Source organism: Klebsiella sp. Sb-30 (assembly GCF_057652795.1).
On record NZ_CM172749.1, the window covers coordinates 5,162,478 to 5,177,919 of the forward strand.

The following is a 15,442-nucleotide window of genomic DNA, read 5'->3' on the forward strand; positions in this document are numbered from 1 at the left end:
CTAAGCAGGGCGACGAGCGTTTTCGTCGGATTCATTGTGTCGACTGAAAAAATCGACGATGGCATTCAGCGCGACTGAGCGCATGGCGTCCTTTTCAAAAAGGATCTCATGGTATGCCCCTTCTATAACAAGCGGCTTATTACCTTCGCAGGGCCGACCTGCCGCGGCACGGAGTTCGCAGTAGCGTTCGTGCATGCGGTTATCGACTACGCGTTCTTCTTCTGCCTGCAATAACAATGTGGGAGTGGTGTCTTTCTCTACGCCCGCCAGCGCCTCTTCACCTGCGAGGATCCCCTCACGCACCCAGTGGTAGGTTGGCCCGCCGACGCGCAGCTGTGGTTCATCGGCATAGAAGCGCAGATTACGACGATAGCGTTGGCGACTGTGCGTCAGCACGTTGACCGAAAAGGGCAGCGCCCGCCAGCGACCGGTACCCAGCGCATACTCTTCACGAATGCGCTGATGGCCCTCAGCCCAATCGAGAATATGGCGTACCATCCAGTCCGGGAAACGCATGACGATACCGAACATAGGCGCGCACAGCGCAATAGCGTCGCAATGCTGCTGGTGACGCTGCAAAAACAGCGTCGCAATGGCGCCCCCCATCGAATGGGCGAGGATAAACCTTTTTCGCCAGTGGCCGGGGGCAACTTCCTGCTGCCAGAGCGCAGCCAGATCGTCAACATAATCGCTAAAGCGCACCACGTGGCCGCGATGGCTGTCGGTCAATATTCGCCCGGAACGCCCCTGGCCGCGATGGTCGATAATCATCACGTCGAAACCGCTGTGGAACAGATCGTAAGCCAGCTCGGCGTATTTCACATAGCTTTCAATACGCCCCGGACAGATGACCACGACCCGATCGTTTTCTTTGGCGCAAAAGCGAACAAAACGGACCGGGACATCATCAACGCCCCTGAATTCCGCCTCTTCCCGCTGATGCCAGAAATCGGTAAGTGGCCCCATCGTAAAAGCCGCAAACGCGTTTTCTCGTGTATCCCAATCCTTTTGCTGCCGAAACATCGGGCTTACACCCCTGTTAACCACTGAAAATCGTTTTTTTAGCGCGCATCACACAATGCTTACGCAATAGCGTATTGTGGCATAAAAACAGACAACCAGGGAGTTTCTCATGACGTTCGAGTGGTGGTTCGCCTATCTGCTGACATCCATTATCCTCAGCCTGTCGCCAGGTTCCGGGGCCATTAATACCATGACGACCTCGATCAACCACGGCTACCGCGGCGCGGCCGCCTCGATTGCCGGATTACAAACCGGACTGGCGATTCATATCGTCCTTGTTGGTATCGGCCTGGGAACGCTGTTTTCCCGCTCGGTGCTGGCCTTCGAGGTGCTGAAGTGGGCCGGGGCGGCTTATCTTATCTGGCTGGGTATTCAGCAATGGCGCGCGGCGGGATCGCTCAATCTCAATACCCTGGCAAAGGCGCAAACGCGTGGAAAACTGTTCCAGCGCGCGGTTTTCGTCAACCTGACCAACCCGAAAAGCATTGTCTTTCTGGCGGCCCTGTTCCCGCAGTTTATCGTGCCGCATCAGCCGCAGGTCATGCAGTATCTGGTTCTCGGCGTTACCACGATTGCGGTGGATATCATCGTGATGATTGGCTACGCGACGCTGGCGCAGCGTATTGCGGCATGGATTAAAGGACCGAAACAGATGAAGGCGTTGAACAAAGTCTTCGGATCGTTGTTTATGCTGGTGGGCGCGCTGTTGGCTTCCGCACGCCATGCCTGAGGCGAGAACCCCGGTTTGCCTTCAGCAAACCGGGAAAACCAGCGCTTAGCGCGAAATGATCAGATGAATACCGAAACCGGCGAACAGCGTTCCGGCAATGCCGTCGATCCATTTTGCCATCCGCTGGTAACCACGACGCATAGCCGGTAAGGCAAACAGGCTGGCCACGACGGTAAACCAGGCCAGCGTTTCCAGAACGATCAGCAGGAAAATCCCCCAGCGCTCGCCCGTGCCGACGTTATCGCCGACAAAGAGTGAGAAGACGGAACCAAAATAGATAATCGCCTTCGGGTTAGCGAGGTTGGTCAGCAGCCCTTTCAGGAAGCTACGGCCACTGCGGGCCAGCTCGACCTGCGGCTCCGGCGCCGGCGCATCGCTTTTCTTCAGCGCACCGCGCAGCATCTGATAGCCCATCCAGCACAAGTATAAGCCGCCGCCGACCATAATAATGGTGTGCAGCCAGGCCATTTTTTCGATAATCAGGTGCAGGCCAAGCAGCGCGACGCCCGCCCAGACCATGACGCCACAGGTAATCCCCAGCACGCCCATCAATGCCTCTTTACGAGAACGGCTAACGGCGGTCTGAGAAACAAAGAAAAAGTCCGGACCTGGACTCATCAGCGCAATGATATGCACCAGCGCGACGGTGAGGAAAAGCATCAGCATGATTGAACCCTAATCTATCGGCAATTTGGATCGCAGGAATATAGTGAAGACCGAAACTATCCTGACACTTTTTCGTCCGGCTGACTACTCATCTTCACCATCAATGTGCGCGCGGATCAGCGCCATAAACTCTTTCCCGAAACGCTCCAGTTTTCGCGTTCCCACGCCGTTCACGCTCAGCATCTCGCCGGCGGTTATCGGCGACTGCTCCGCCATTTCGATCAACGTCGCATCGTTAAATACAACGTACGGCGGGATATTTTCTTCATCGGCAATCGCTTTACGCAGTTTGCGCAGCTTGGCGAACAGCTTGCGGTCGTAATTGCCGCCGAAGGATTTTTGCATCGCCTTCGGCTTCAGCGCCACGATACGCGGAACGGCGAGCTGCAGCGGAACCTCGCCACGCAGCACGGGACGCGCGGCTTCGGTCAGCTGCAGCGCCGAATGCTGGGCGATGTTTTGCGTGACCAGGCCAAGATGAATCAGCTGACGAATCACGCTCACCCAGTGTTCATGGCTCTGTTCGCGACCGATGCCGTATACCGGCAGCTTGTCATGCGCCATTTCGCGGATACGCTGATTATTCGCCCCGCGCAGCACCTCCACCACATAGCCCATGCCAAAGCGCTGATTCACGCGGTAAATAGTCGAGAGCGCCTTACGCGCATCCATTAATCCGTCGTACTGCTTCGGCGGATCGAGGCAGATATCGCAGTTGCCGCATGCTTCCTGGCGCCCTTCGCCAAAATAGTTGAGGAGTACCAGACGGCGGCAGGTTTGCGCTTCGGCAAAAGCGCCCATCGCGTTCAGTTTATGGCGTTCAATATCCTGCAGCGGCCCGGCGGGTTTCTCCTCCAGACAGCGACGCAACCACGCCATATCGGCCGGATCGTAAAACAGCATCGCTTCCGCCGGCAGGCCATCGCGACCGGCGCGACCGGTTTCCTGATAGTAGGATTCAATATTACGGGGAATGTCGAAGTGCACCACGAAGCGGACGTTGGGTTTATTGATCCCCATGCCGAAAGCTACCGTGGCCACCACGATTTGCAGATCGTCGCGCTGAAATTTCTCCTGCACATCCGCACGAACGTCGTTCTCCAGCCCGGCATGGTAGGCGGCCGCGCTGATTCCACGGCTTTGCAGTCGAGCGGCGGTATCTTCCACTTTCGAACGGCTGTTGCAGTAGATAATGCCCGATTTGCCGCGCTGGTCCTGCACGTAGCGCATCAGCTGATCGAGCGGTTTAAACTTCTCCATCAGCATGTAGCGGATGTTCGGGCGGTCGAAGCTGCTGACCTGAATCAGCGGGTCATTCAACCCCAGCAGGCGAACGATATCGCGGCGGGTGGTGTCATCGGCGGTGGCGGTGAGCGCCATAAACGGGATCTGCGGCACGCGCTGGCGCAGCTGGCCCAGGGCAGCATATTCCGGCCGGAAATCATGTCCCCACTGGGAAATACAGTGCGCTTCATCCACCGCCACCATTGCCAGGTTCCAGTGGCTGAGATGCTCAAGGAAGTTATCCAGCATCAAGCGTTCGGGGGCGATATACAGCAGGCGAATCTGCCCACTGCGACAGCCGGCCATGACTTCCTGCTGCTGTTCGCGGCTCTGGGTCGAGTTAAGACAGGCAGCGGCCACGCCGTTCGCCAGCAGCTGGTCGACCTGATCTTTCATCAGCGAGATCAGCGGCGATACCACCACCGTCAGGCCGCCCAGCACCAGCGCGGGCACCTGATAGCACAGCGATTTGCCGCCGCCGGTGGGCATTACGACCAGGCAGTCACGCCCGCCCAGCGCCGTATCGATAATGGTTTCCTGGCCTGGGCGAAACTGCTGGTAGCCGAAGGTTTCCTGTAAAACCTGCTTTGCCAGCAATGTTTGATTCAATACTTCCGCCTGCGCCACGTTGACCCCGTCTGCCTGAAAAGAAAACAGGCGCTATTTTCAGCGCCAGTGAGCCAGAGTGCAACGATTAAAACAGATCGTTGAGCGTCACACCGACGCCAACCCGGGTCTGGTTAAAGTTATAATCAATGAGCGACTCGCCATAACCGCTGTAGACCTGGGTGTAGAAACGCACGTGGCGGGTGATCGGATAGCTGACGCCGAGCTCTGCGCCGCCATAACCGCTGTTCCAGTTATATTGCCCCTGGGCGCTCAGGATAGCGTCACCGAGTTGATAACCAACCTTCAGGCGGTAATAGCCCATATATTTCGTGATATCCGGATTATCGTTGGTGCTCCCGACAACGTACCAGGGCTTCACCTCCACCAGCCAGTTGCCATTTTGCGCCATCAGGCGGGCATACAGGCGGTTCCAGCTGCGGGAAGTGGGATCCGAGCGGCCGTTAGAATCGTGGTTGTAACCCATTTCGACATCACGCAACGTCCAGCCGGCAAGCTGGTAATCCGTCGCAAAACCCAGGAACAGCTGCGGTTCATAGTTGGTTTCACGAAACGGCGCGGACTCTTTGCTGTTGGAGAGCTGCCACCAGGACTTCTGCGTATAGGAAGCCCCGAGCAGCGAGTTCTCGCCGAGGATCCCTCGCCACAGCGGAAACGCCAGACTGAGCTGGAATTTCACTTCGTCCTTGCGGGCATTTTCCGCCCAGTCATAGCTGGAGATCGCTTCCTTGTTGATATCGCTACTCCACGTATAGAGCAGGTAGTTGCTCTCGTAGGGATACAGCAAGAAAGGATTATCATGGTCCTGCAACAGGTTAGCGATAATGCTACCGCGTACCGCAGGGGTATCATGAACAGGATGACTAACCGGCGCATCCTGCGCCAAAACGCCAGCCGGAAGCGCGCTCAGCGCTAACAGCCAGGCCAAAGAGATACGCATTACTGTTCTCCTGAATGAGTGATTATTATTTCTGTTTTACCCGGCATCATTCTACCTGTTTACGGGCTCCCCGCCCGGTTATCCGTTCTGAAAGTGGAAATCACCGTTTTAGAAGCATAAAATCAACATTTCATTAACGAATGGATACAATCGTCATGTCTGAACTCACAGCCGAAGCCGCCCTTAAGCTGGTGGGAGAAATCTTTGTCTACCACATGCCTTTTAATCGCGCCTTAGGACTGAAGCTGGAGCGTTACGAAAAAGAGTTTGCTCAGCTCAGCTTTAAAAACCAGCCTATGATGGTTGGCAACTGGGCGCAAAGTATTCTGCATGGCGGGGTCATCGCCTCCGCGCTGGATGTGGCCGCAGGGCTGGTGTGCGTGGGCAGTACGCTGACCCGGCATGACACCATTAATGAAGAAGAGTTACGCCAGCGGCTGTCGCGGATGGGGACCATCGATCTGCGCGTTGATTATCTGCGCCCTGGGCGCGGCGAGCACTTTACCGCCACCAGCAGCCTGTTGCGTGCCGGGAATAAGGTCGCGGTCGCCCGCGTGGAGTTGCATAACGAAGATCGGGTCTATATCGCCAGCGCCACGGCGACGTATATGGTGGGTTGATCGCGGTAAATAAAGTAACATCGTTGTTTTGGCGTAACGGATTTTACCGATGGATGCAAAACAAACGCGGCTGGGGGTGATGCTGGCTCTTGCCGCCTATTTTATCTGGGGCATCGCACCTGCCTACTTCAAACTTATCTACTATGTTCCCGCCGATGAAATCCTGACGCATCGCGTGATCTGGTCATTCTTTTTTATGCTGGCGTTAATCAGCCTCAGCCACCAGTGGCCACAGGTGAAAAAACTGCTGCATATGCCGCGCAAGATTTTCCTGCTGGCGCTGTCGGCGGTGCTGATTGGCGGTAACTGGCTGCTCTTCATCTGGGCGGTGAATAACCACCACATGCTGGAGGCCAGTCTCGGCTACTTCATTAACCCGCTGGTGAATATTGTGCTGGGGATGATTTTCCTCGGCGAGCGTTTTCGCCGCATGCAGTGGCTGGCGGTGCTGCTGGCCGTGTGCGGTGTGCTGGTACAGCTGTGGACCTTTGGTTCGCTGCCGGTTATCGGCCTTGGGCTGGCCTTCAGCTTTGCCTTTTACGGGCTGCTGCGTAAAAAGATCGCCGTGGATGCGCAAACCGGAATGTTAGTTGAAACCCTGTGGCTCCTGCCGGTCGCCGCCGTATACCTGTTTGCCATCGCCGACAGCCCAACCAGCCATATGGGAGAGAACCCGTGGTCGCTGAACCTGCTGCTGATGGCGGCGGGCGTTGTCACCACGATTCCTCTGCTGTGCTTTACCGGGGCCGCCACCCGCCTGCGTCTCTCCACGCTGGGATTCTTCCAGTATATTGGTCCGACGCTGATGTTCCTGCTGGCGGTCGTATTTTACGGGGAAGTGCCGGGGGCAGATAAGATGGTGACCTTCGCCTTTATCTGGGTAGCGCTGGCGGTGTTTATCGTCGATGCGCTGTATACCCAGCGCCGGCTGCGTCGGGCATAACGCCACTACCTCCACATCACGCACCTGCCTCTCGTGCGTAGAGGCAGGTGCGTTATTTTACTGCTCGGTGAGCTCCAGTTCGGCAATCAGGGGTAAATGATCGCTGGCGGATGACCAGTTAAAGGCCGGTGAGTTGTGCGGCACCTCGATGTTTTTCACATTCCATTTTTGCCCTTTGAAGGTGAAAATATGGTCAATATCTATTGCCGGGTTAACCGCAGGCCAGGTGCGGTAATCCGTCCCCTGCTTCGCCACGGGGTTAAAGAAATAACCGACCTCTTTTAGCGGCTGCTCATCGTGCGTGGAGTTAAAATCACCCGCGAGAATTTTGATTGATGAGGCGATATCTTTGAAGTCCGATGGGGCATCGCCGATGCTCACGTCCAGAAGATGGCGGACCTGCTCAATGCGCATCGTCGGATCTTTTTGCCAGTCGAGATGGGTCACCATCACCAGCACCGGGCTATCAAAGCCGGGAACGGCGATTTGCGCCAATAGCGCTATTCGCTGCTCGGCATCCCCTGACGGCAGTTTAATAACCTGAGTGTGCTCAATTTTATATTTAGACAGAATACCGACACCGTACTCTCCGCCGTCGAACTCCAGCGCTTTGCCGAAGGCATAGTGGTAGCCGTTAGCGTCCGCGATGGTTTTGAGCTGATCGATTTTTTGGCTTCTGGCGGTTTTATTATCGACTTCCGGAACCGCAATAATATCGGCGCCAATGTTCTTAATCGCTAAATTGAGTGAAGTAAAATCCGCAACGTTATCGGAAGCTTCATTCTTGCCGATGTTATAGGTCGCAATCTTCAGCTGAGGATAATTCTCGGCATAGACTTTATCCGCAACGCCGCCTTTTTGAACCGCGAGAATTTCATTACCAGCAAGTTTTTCAACAGCTTGTGCATTGACAGAGAGGCAGGCAAGAGCCAAAAATGTTAATGTAAAGATACTTTTCATTGTAAAATTTCGCCTTTTTTTTACCGGGAATATTGCGATGGTAACAATTATCCCACCCCCTTTTTGTGATACACGGCCCACACTTCTGGTGCGCAGAGAATTAAGCGGCGGCGATAATAAAAGCATATTTCCGGTGGCCACCGCGATGGCAGCCATAAAGGCAAAAAAAAGCCGGCCCCCCAGAAGGGAGCCGGCTTTGATATAATTTATTGTTTTAAAGCCAGTTTTTACGCTTGAAGTAGAGATACGGCGCCAGACCGGCAAGCATCATAAAAACAATCGCGCCGGGATAGCCAAAGCTCCAGTGCAGCTCCGGCATAAACTCGAAGTTCATCCCGTAGCTGGAAGCCACCAGCGTAGGCGGCAGGAAGACCACGGAAACCACCGAGAAGATCTTGATGATGCGGTTCTGCTCGATGTTGATAAAGCCCATCGCCGCTTGCATCAGGAAGTTGACCTTCTGGAACAGCGATTCGTTGTGCGGCAGCAGGGATTCGATATCTCGCAGGATTTCGCGCGCCTGCTCCAGCTGCCCCGCAGGTAAACGCGCCTTGCGCACCAGGAAGTTCAGAGCGCGCTGGGTATCCATCAGACACAGGCGGACCTTCCAGCCGATATCTTCCTGCTCGGCAAGCGTTGAGAGCGCGTCGTCGTACTCATCGCCCTGACGACCTTCCATGATCACGCGGCTGAGTTTTTCCAGGTCGCTATAGATATTTTCGATTTCATCCGCCAGCTGTTCGATTTTGGTTTCGAACAGATCCAGCAGCAGTTCATAGGCGTTGCCATCAACCATTAGCTGGTTGCGAACGCGCATGCGATAGAGGCGAAATGCCGGTAATTCACGTTCGCGCAGGGTAAACAGGCGCCCTTCACGAATCGTAAATGCCACGGTGGAGTTACCGGCGTGATCCTCTGCATCTTCAAAAAAGAAAAAAGAGTGAATGTGTAAACCGTCTTCATCTTCGAAGAAACGCGCCGATGCTTCGATATCTTCCAGTTCCGGGCGCGTTGCCAGGTTCTGACCCAATTCCGTCTGCACGCGGCTTCGTTCTTCGTCGTCGGGCTCGACCAGATCGACCCACACCGAACTGGCGAGATGCTTGATCTCATCAGCTTCCAGGCGTGTTAAACGATTATTTTCCAGTTGAAATGCGCTCAGCATGACCGGGACTCCCAATGCAAAAAAATTATCGGACAGTTCGGTGGGCACACAGAAACAATTTGGGTTTCAGACCATTAAGCCTGACTCAGAGCGACGGGTATGACGGGTCGCTGACAACCGCTAAGGCTATCAGCATAAGAGGATAGCCTTAGGAGTTGTTCCTGACGGACAGGAAGTTGAGCCAGCATCTACTGGGTGTGTCCAAGGCGAATGTCCTCTTAGCGTAATCGTGCGCGCATGTTACGCCAGCACAAAAACGGCGTCAACACGCAACGGAACGCTAAAGAGCAAATCCTGCCCTTTAGCATATAAGGCTAGCAGATTATTACAAAAAAACGATATTTTTCTTACTGTTACACTGTTTCCAGCCGGGCATAGGCCGCCACTAACCATTTAATACCTTGCCCCTGGAAGGCGACCTGCAAACGGCTATGCTCGCCGCTGCCTTCCAGATTCACGATGGTGCCTTCGCCAAACTTCGGATGGCGTACGCGCTGTCCCAATTTGTAGCCAGTATCGTTTTCCGCCATCGGCGTCCCCATCCGCTGATGGCTGACCGGACGGCTCACCGTCGCGCGCAGGCGTACCTCTTCCACACAGGCCTCCGGCAGCTCGCCGATAAAGCGCGACGGGCGATGGTAAACCTCTTTGCCGTACAGACGGCGGGTTTCCGCATAGGTGAGAGTCAGTTTCTGCATCGCGCGCGTCACGCCGACGTAAGCCAGGCGACGCTCCTCTTCCAGTCGGCCACCTTCATCCAGCGCCATCTGGCTCGGGAACATCCCCTCTTCCACGCCGACGATAAACACCTGCGGGAACTCCAGACCTTTCGCCGAGTGCAGCGTCATCAGCTGCACCGCATCCTGCCAGGTATCCGCCTGCCCTTCACCCGCTTCCAGCGCGGCGTGAGAAAGGAAGGCCTGCAGCGGCATTAAATCCTCATCTTCATCGTTGTAGCTGAACTGGCGCGTTGCCGTCACCAGCTCTTCTAAGTTTTCTATCCGCGTCTGGCCTTTTTCGCCCTTTTCCTGCTCGTACATCGTCCGCAGGCCGGAGTCGTTAATCACCCGGTCGGTCTGCACATGCAGAGGCATATCCGCCGTCTCCTGCGCCAGGGCGTCAATCAGCTCCATAAAGCGTTGCAGCGCGCTGGCGGCGCGCCCGGCGAGGACTTTATCTTTTAACAGCTCGCGGCAAGCCTGCCACAGCGTGAGCTGACGGTCGCGCGAGGTCTGGCGCACCACGTCCAGCGTGCGGTCGCCGATACCGCGAGTGGGCGTATTCACCACCCGCTCAAACGCCGCATCGTCGTTACGGTTGGCGATCAGGCGCAGATAGGAGAGCGCATCTTTGATCTCCTGGCGTTCGAAGAAGCGCATGCCGCCATAGATACGGTACGGCATGCTGGCCTGCAGCAGCGCCTCTTCCAGCACGCGCGACTGGGCGTTACTGCGGTAGAGAATGGCGCACTGCTCAAGCGCCCCGCCGTTCTCCTGCCAGGTTTTGATGCGGTTGACGACAAAGCGCGCTTCATCAAGATCGTTAAACGCGCAATAGAGGGAGATAGGCTCACCGTCGGCCCCGTCGGTCCACAGCTTTTTGCCCAGACGCCCGCTGTTGTTTTCAATCAGGGCGTTAGCGGCGCTCAGGATGTTGCTGGTCGAGCGGTAGTTCTGCTCCAGGCGGATGGTCTGCGCGCCGGGGAAATCGGTGAGAAAGCGCTGAATATTCTCAACCTGGGCGCCGCGCCAGCCGTAGATCGACTGGTCATCATCCCCCACAATCATCACCTTGCCGCTATCGCCCGCCAGCAGGCGAATCCAGGCATACTGGATGTTGTTGGTATCCTGAAACTCATCCACGAGGATGTTGGTGAAGCGTTCGCGGTAGTGCTGGAGAATATGCGGTTTATTGAGCCACAGCTCGTGCGCGCGCAGCAGCAGTTCAGCAAAGTCCACCAGACCGGCGCGATCGCAGGCTTCCTGATAGGCCTGATAAACTTTCTGCCAGGTCTGTTCCACCGGGTTGCCGTAGCTCTGAATATGATGCGGGCGCAGCCCTTCATCTTTCTGGCTATTGATGTACCACATCGCCTGACGCGGCGGCCACTGCTTCTCGTCGAGGTTCATCGCCTTAATCAGACGCTTCAGCAGACGCAGCTGGTCTTCGCTATCGAGGATCTGAAAATCTTGCGGCAGGTTAGCGTCCAGATGGTGGGCCCGCAGCAGGCGATGCGCCAGCCCGTGGAATGTCCCGACCCACATGCCGCCCTGGGTTGTCCCCATCAGCTGGCCAATACGATGGCGCATCTCCGCTGCCGCTTTGTTGGTAAAGGTTACCGCCATAATCGAATACGGTGAGCAGTTTTCCACGCTCAGCAGCCAGGCAATACGGTGTACCAGAACCCGCGTCTTACCGCTACCCGCTCCCGCCAGAACCAGCATATTGGTGCGTGAAGCGGCTACGGCTTCACGCTGTTTATCATTGAGGCTGTCGAGCAGGTAAGAAACGTCCATTGGCACCGCCGGAAATGAGCTGCCCGGCCACGCATCGTCTACCGGGCATACTGTTAATATATACAGAACTAGTGGTGATTATATCAGCGAGGTCAGAGATGCCAACCGTGAAATTTCAATGTGCGGCAGCAGGCGGCTGTCGGTCGCACGCATCAGATCAGCCCCCTGCGGTTTGATCCAGCAGGCCTGCATGCCGCAGCGAATAGCGCCCGCCACATCGGTGGTCAGATCATCCCCCACGTGAAGTATCCGATCCAGCGGCAAATCAAGACGCTCCGCCGCCAGATGATACATATCGGCAAAGGGTTTCGATCGCCCGTCCGGACCAGCACGCAGAACAAAACGGAAATAGTCGCTCAAACCAAAGAGTTCAGGTTGCGCGTTGCCGTTGGTCACCGCCACCAGCGGCCATTTCTCCGCCAGCGCAGCCAGCGTATCGTGAGTTTCCTGCGGCACATCGATCAAACTCCGCCAGTGGGCAAAATTCGCCATTGCCGCATCCGCGCCCGCGGCAGCCTGCCCGGGAGAGAGCCCGGCATTGGTCATCCCCAGCACCAGCGCGCGTCGCCGCCACTCGGTCACGTCGTGGTAAATCTCCGGTTCTGTCTCGAGCAGCGTCTGACGCAGCTGTTGCAGCTCGTTCGCATCAAACCGGCTCAGTGACGGATGGTAGCTGCGCACAAAGGCCAGCGACTCGTGCAGCGTCCGGTCGATGACCGGGCGGTTGTCGTAAAGGGTATCGTCCAGGTCAAACGTCAGTGCAGAAATTTGGCCCAGCGGTCGGTAAAAACGCATTATTTCCCCCGTTTGGCGCGCGGATGCGCCGCATCATACACCGAGGCAAGGTGTTGAAAATCAAGATGGGTATAGATTTGAGTCGTCGAGAGATTGGCATGACCCAGCAGCTCCTGTACGCCGCGCAGATCGCCGCTCGACTCCAGCATATGGGTGGCAAAGGAGTGGCGCAGTTTATGCGGATGCACGTGGCTATTCAGCCCCTGCTTAATGCCCCACTCGGCAAAGCGCTTCTGCACATTACGCGCGGAAATACGTTTCCCGAGTTTAGATAAAAACAGCGCATCGTCATCCGTGCCAAACAGACCGCGTAAATCGAGCCAGTGTTCGATCCACGCCACCGCGCTGCGCCCAATCGGCAGACGGCGTTCTTTGCTTCCTTTGCCCATCACCCACACCTCCCCGGATTCCAGATCGAGGTGTTTAATATCAAGATTGACCAGCTCGGAGAGACGCAGACCCGCGCCGTACATGACCTCCAGCATCGCCCGATCGCGTACCGCCAGCGGATCGTTAAGATCGATATCCAGCAGCCGGTTGACATCATCGACATCAATATTTTTAGGTAAGTGACGGGGAATTTTCGGGGCGGAGATACCTTTCGCCGGGTTCGCCGCCAGCTCGCCCTGCGCCACCAGCCAGTCAAAGAAACTGCGCAACGCGGAAAGCCGCAGCGCAAGACTTGCCGGCCCCAGGCCCTGTTTACGGCTACGGACCGCCAGGCCACGAACCTGAGCGGCATCGCACTGCTGCCAGCTTTTGAGCCCCGCCTGTTCAGCGAGCGCCATCAGCGCATCAAGCTGACGCCGGTAGTTCAGTAGCGTGATCGGGCTCAGCTGACGCTCCACGCCCAGGTAGCGTAGAAAGCGGTCAACGGCGGTGAATAAGGGAGAGTCGGTCATGCGCGTTCAACCCAGCGCTCCAACAGACCCGGCAGCATTAACGCAATTTCCTGCAGCAGCTGCGTTCCCTGGCCTTGTTGATAATGCTGGGCATCGCGACTGCTGAAAAGCATCACGCCAGGGGCGTCATCGCCGCCCAGCAGCGACATCGCCACCGAGCCGATAGCTTTCGCTTCCGGCAGCACCACCAGCAGTTCAGGTCCGTGCAGCGGCCCGAGATAATGACGAGCCTGCCCAAGACGCTGAATGCGGATCGGCTCAAATGCCTGCCGGCTTAGCGCCAGATGGGTGAATTTTGACGGTGCGCCCAGCCGCCAGCTATCGGGAAACAAACGCACCGTCGCGCCCGCCAGCCCTATCTCGCGCGCCCAGCGATGAAAACGGTTCAGCATCTCATCAAGGCTTTCCGCCGCCGCCAGCCGCGTCTGCAGATGCAGCAGACGCTGGAACAGGCTCTCATTCGCCGTTGCCTGCTCCATCAGCAGCATCATGTTCTCTTCCAGCACGTTGATATGGTTACGTGCCCGCACCATGTGCCATTCCACCAGCGAGATCGAGCCGCGTACCGGATGCGGAACGCGCATGTGCTCGACCAGCGCAGCATTACGAATAAAAAATTCAGGATGTTGCAACAGATAGTCCACCACCGCGCGGTCATTCAGCGCGCCGGTGATTTCCTGCTGTTCTTCCCCGACTTGTTTCATAAGTGAATAAATCCGTCGTAGACATGTGCCGCCGGGCCAGTCATAAACAACGGTTGGCCCGGGCCTTTCCAGGCGATATCAAGACGCCCGCCTGGCAATTCCACGCGTACTTCTTCGGCCAGCAGTCCCTGTTGGATACCAACCGCTACCGCCGCACAGGCCCCGCTGCCGCAGGCCTGAGTTTCACCTGCGCCGCGCTCATAAACTCGCAGACGAATGCGATCGCGCTCGACCACCTGCATAAAACCGATGTTGGCGCGCTCCGGGAAGCGTTCGTGGCTTTCCATCACCGGACCGAGAGTTTCCACCGCGGCGGTTTCCACATTATCGACCTGAATGACGCAGTGCGGGTTCCCCATCGAGACCACGCCGCACAATACTGTCTGCTCGGCGGCGCGCATAATATAGGTCTTTTCCGCTTTGTTGGCGCGGAAGGGTACCTGAGAGGGCTCGAAGTTCGGCTCCCCCATGTTGACGCGCACCAGATCGTCTTCCGTTACGCTTAATACCATACGACCGTTCGCCGTGCTCACGCGGATGTCACGTTTATTGGTCAGGCCTTTCAGACGGACAAATCGGGCAAAGCAGCGCGCGCCGTTACCGCACTGCGACACTTCGCTGCCGTCGGCGTTGAAGATACGATAATGGAAATCCAGATCCGGATCGTAAGGCGGCTCAACAACCAGCAGCTGATCGAAACCGACGCCCAGATGCCGATCCGCCAGGCGGCGAATCAGCTCCGGTGAGAAAAAAACATTCTGCGTTACCGCGTCAACGACCATAAAGTCGTTGCCAAGGCCATGCATTTTAGAGAACTGCATCATCTACTCCAGTCGCGCGGAACAGAACGTTATCGTTAATAGTTTACCTGGGTCGGGCCGCCGCTATCGCCGCGATCGTTACGATCTGGCGCCGAGCTCTGGATACCGCTATTGACCGGTTTGGTTGGCGGAGCCGCCGTCTTTTCTGCCGGAGGGAAATAAAGCGGTCCCTTCAGACCACAGCCGGTCAGGCTGAAGATCGCCAATAAAACGGCAAGCGTTGGAAAAACGTTTTTCATTGATAGTTGCCCGTGATTCACTCTTTCTGCTTTCTATCATCGCAGGAGAAGACGTAAAAGCAAGCGTTTAGCATCCGACTGCGCGCGCTTTTGTTTCGCGCTATACTGCCGCCATCTTCAAAAAAGCAGGGTAGAACCATGAACGACAGTGAATTCCATCGCCTGGCTGATAGCCTGTGGATGACCATCGAAGAGCGTCTGGACGAGCGGGACGGCGATAGCGATATCGACTGTGAGATCAACGGCGGCGTGCTGACTCTCAGTTTTGAGAACGGCAGCAAAATTATTATCAACCGTCAGGAGCCGCTGCATCAGGTGTGGCTGGCGACCAAGCAAGGCGGCTACCATTTTGATCTTAAAGGTGATGAGTGGGTGTGCGACCGCAGCGGTGAAACCTTCTGGGATCTACTGGAGCAGGCGGCGACCCGGCAGGCTGGCGAAGCCGTGAGTTTTCGCTAAGCCCGCGCTTTCATCGTAACCGGAAAAGCAAAACCCCGGCGAAAACAC

17 protein-coding genes are annotated in these 15,442 nt (G+C 56.4%); 4 read left to right on the top strand and 13 right to left on the bottom strand.

Features of this window, described 5'->3' with window-relative positions:
• Complete coding sequence (gene pldB, locus AC236I_RS24110) at positions 1-1,023, bottom strand: lysophospholipase L2 (RefSeq protein ID WP_004869634.1); 1,023 nt, start codon at positions 1,021-1,023, stop codon at positions 1-3.
• Positions 1,024-1,132: 109 nt separating this feature from the next.
• Between pldB and rhtB the strand changes: the two genes are divergently transcribed.
• A complete protein-coding gene (gene rhtB / locus AC236I_RS24115; protein WP_004869632.1) occupies positions 1,133-1,753 on the top strand; it encodes a homoserine/homoserine lactone efflux protein in 621 nt (206 codons plus the stop codon).
• Between the two features lie 45 nt (positions 1,754-1,798).
• Here the strand turns inward: rhtB and rhtC are convergent, their stop codons facing one another.
• The 3 genes from rhtC to pldA all read right to left on the bottom strand — a co-directional run bounded on the left by rhtC (position 1,799) and on the right by pldA (position 5,270).
• Positions 1,799-2,419 carry a threonine export protein RhtC gene (rhtC, locus tag AC236I_RS24120; protein ID WP_015585398.1) on the bottom strand — a complete coding sequence of 207 codons (621 nt, stop codon included), beginning with the start codon at positions 2,417-2,419 and terminating at the stop codon, positions 1,799-1,801.
• 84 nt (positions 2,420-2,503) lie between these two features.
• Complete coding sequence (gene recQ / locus AC236I_RS24125) at positions 2,504-4,330, bottom strand: ATP-dependent DNA helicase RecQ (protein WP_004869624.1); 1,827 nt, start codon at positions 4,328-4,330, stop codon at positions 2,504-2,506.
• Between the two features lie 67 nt (positions 4,331-4,397).
• On the bottom strand, positions 4,398-5,270 hold the full coding sequence (gene pldA, locus AC236I_RS24130; protein WP_004869621.1) for a phospholipase A: 873 nt from the start codon (positions 5,268-5,270) through the stop codon (positions 4,398-4,400).
• Between the two features lie 155 nt (positions 5,271-5,425).
• On the opposite strand from pldA, the gene yigI reads away from it, so the two are divergent.
• A complete protein-coding gene (yigI, locus tag AC236I_RS24135; protein WP_004869617.1) occupies positions 5,426-5,890 on the top strand; it encodes an acyl-CoA thioesterase YigI in 465 nt (154 codons plus the stop codon).
• A gap of 49 nt (positions 5,891-5,939) precedes the next feature.
• On the top strand, positions 5,940-6,833 hold the full coding sequence (gene rarD, locus AC236I_RS24140) for an EamA family transporter RarD (protein ID WP_004869614.1): 894 nt from the start codon (positions 5,940-5,942) through the stop codon (positions 6,831-6,833).
• A gap of 57 nt (positions 6,834-6,890) precedes the next feature.
• On the opposite strand, the gene AC236I_RS24145 is transcribed toward rarD, so the two are convergent.
• The 9 genes from AC236I_RS24145 to lptM all read right to left on the bottom strand — a co-directional run bounded on the left by AC236I_RS24145 (position 6,891) and on the right by lptM (position 14,935).
• The gene (locus tag AC236I_RS24145; RefSeq protein WP_004869612.1) at positions 6,891-7,793 is read right to left on the bottom strand and encodes an endonuclease/exonuclease/phosphatase family protein; all 903 of its coding nucleotides are present in this window, start codon (positions 7,791-7,793) and stop codon (positions 6,891-6,893) included.
• A 214-nt stretch (positions 7,794-8,007) separates the two neighbouring features.
• Positions 8,008-8,958 carry a magnesium/cobalt transporter CorA gene (corA, locus tag AC236I_RS24150; protein WP_004869610.1) on the bottom strand — a complete coding sequence of 317 codons (951 nt, stop codon included), beginning with the start codon at positions 8,956-8,958 and terminating at the stop codon, positions 8,008-8,010.
• 148 nt (positions 8,959-9,106) lie between these two features.
• Positions 9,107-9,163 carry a YsgD/CorL family protein gene (gene ysgD / locus AC236I_RS24155; protein ID WP_350028775.1) on the bottom strand — a complete coding sequence of 19 codons (57 nt, stop codon included), beginning with the start codon at positions 9,161-9,163 and terminating at the stop codon, positions 9,107-9,109.
• Between the two features lie 148 nt (positions 9,164-9,311).
• Positions 9,312-11,474 carry a DNA helicase II gene (gene uvrD / locus AC236I_RS24160; RefSeq protein ID WP_004869607.1) on the bottom strand — a complete coding sequence of 721 codons (2,163 nt, stop codon included), beginning with the start codon at positions 11,472-11,474 and terminating at the stop codon, positions 9,312-9,314.
• 78 nt (positions 11,475-11,552) lie between these two features.
• Positions 11,553-12,269, bottom strand: a complete 717-nt coding sequence (yigB, locus tag AC236I_RS24165) for a 5-amino-6-(5-phospho-D-ribitylamino)uracil phosphatase YigB (RefSeq protein WP_004869603.1) — start codon at positions 12,267-12,269, stop codon at positions 11,553-11,555.
• A complete protein-coding gene (xerC, locus tag AC236I_RS24170) occupies positions 12,269-13,171 on the bottom strand; it encodes a tyrosine recombinase XerC (protein ID WP_004869598.1) in 903 nt (300 codons plus the stop codon). Before xerC ends, yigB begins: the two co-directional genes overlap by 1 nt.
• On the bottom strand, positions 13,168-13,875 hold the full coding sequence (locus tag AC236I_RS24175; RefSeq protein WP_004869595.1) for a DUF484 domain-containing protein: 708 nt from the start codon (positions 13,873-13,875) through the stop codon (positions 13,168-13,170). The genes xerC and AC236I_RS24175 overlap by 4 nt, the downstream gene beginning before the upstream one ends.
• Positions 13,872-14,696 (bottom strand): diaminopimelate epimerase, encoded by an 825-nt coding sequence (dapF, locus tag AC236I_RS24180; protein WP_004869591.1) that lies wholly within the window; start codon positions 14,694-14,696, stop codon positions 13,872-13,874. The genes AC236I_RS24175 and dapF overlap by 4 nt, the downstream gene beginning before the upstream one ends.
• Before the next feature lie 35 nt (positions 14,697-14,731).
• Positions 14,732-14,935 (bottom strand): LPS translocon maturation chaperone LptM, encoded by a 204-nt coding sequence (lptM, locus tag AC236I_RS24185; RefSeq protein ID WP_015585402.1) that lies wholly within the window; start codon positions 14,933-14,935, stop codon positions 14,732-14,734.
• A 138-nt stretch (positions 14,936-15,073) separates the two neighbouring features.
• Between lptM and cyaY the strand changes: the two genes are divergently transcribed.
• Entirely contained in the window at positions 15,074-15,394 is a 321-nt protein-coding gene (cyaY, locus tag AC236I_RS24190; RefSeq protein ID WP_004869588.1) for an iron donor protein CyaY, read from the top strand.
• Positions 15,395-15,442: the final 48 nt, after the last annotated feature.

What these genes read in the sequence shown, in the direction of transcription:
- pldB (WP_004869634.1), bottom strand. Translation starts at nt 1,023, where the DNA reads ATGTTTCGGCAGCAAAAGGATTGGGATACACGAGAAAACGCGTTTGCG.
- rhtB (WP_004869632.1), top strand. Translation starts at nt 1,133, where the DNA reads ATGACGTTCGAGTGGTGGTTCGCCTATCTGCTGACATCCATTATCCTC.
- rhtC (WP_015585398.1), bottom strand. Translation starts at nt 2,419, where the DNA reads ATGCTGATGCTTTTCCTCACCGTCGCGCTGGTGCATATCATTGCGCTG.
- pldA (WP_004869621.1), bottom strand. Translation starts at nt 5,270, where the DNA reads ATGCGTATCTCTTTGGCCTGGCTGTTAGCGCTGAGCGCGCTTCCGGCT.
- yigI (WP_004869617.1), top strand. Translation starts at nt 5,426, where the DNA reads ATGTCTGAACTCACAGCCGAAGCCGCCCTTAAGCTGGTGGGAGAAATC.
- rarD (WP_004869614.1), top strand. Translation starts at nt 5,940, where the DNA reads ATGGATGCAAAACAAACGCGGCTGGGGGTGATGCTGGCTCTTGCCGCC.
- AC236I_RS24145 (WP_004869612.1), bottom strand. Translation starts at nt 7,793, where the DNA reads ATGAAAAGTATCTTTACATTAACATTTTTGGCTCTTGCCTGCCTCTCT.
- corA (WP_004869610.1), bottom strand. Translation starts at nt 8,958, where the DNA reads ATGCTGAGCGCATTTCAACTGGAAAATAATCGTTTAACACGCCTGGAA.
- uvrD (WP_004869607.1), bottom strand. Translation starts at nt 11,474, where the DNA reads ATGGACGTTTCTTACCTGCTCGACAGCCTCAATGATAAACAGCGTGAA.
- yigB (WP_004869603.1), bottom strand. Translation starts at nt 12,269, where the DNA reads ATGCGTTTTTACCGACCGCTGGGCCAAATTTCTGCACTGACGTTTGAC.
- xerC (WP_004869598.1), bottom strand. Translation starts at nt 13,171, where the DNA reads ATGACCGACTCTCCCTTATTCACCGCCGTTGACCGCTTTCTACGCTAC.
- AC236I_RS24175 (WP_004869595.1), bottom strand. Translation starts at nt 13,875, where the DNA reads ATGAAACAAGTCGGGGAAGAACAGCAGGAAATCACCGGCGCGCTGAAT.
- dapF (WP_004869591.1), bottom strand. Translation starts at nt 14,696, where the DNA reads ATGCAGTTCTCTAAAATGCATGGCCTTGGCAACGACTTTATGGTCGTT.
- lptM (WP_015585402.1), bottom strand. Translation starts at nt 14,935, where the DNA reads ATGAAAAACGTTTTTCCAACGCTTGCCGTTTTATTGGCGATCTTCAGC.
- cyaY (WP_004869588.1), top strand. Translation starts at nt 15,074, where the DNA reads ATGAACGACAGTGAATTCCATCGCCTGGCTGATAGCCTGTGGATGACC.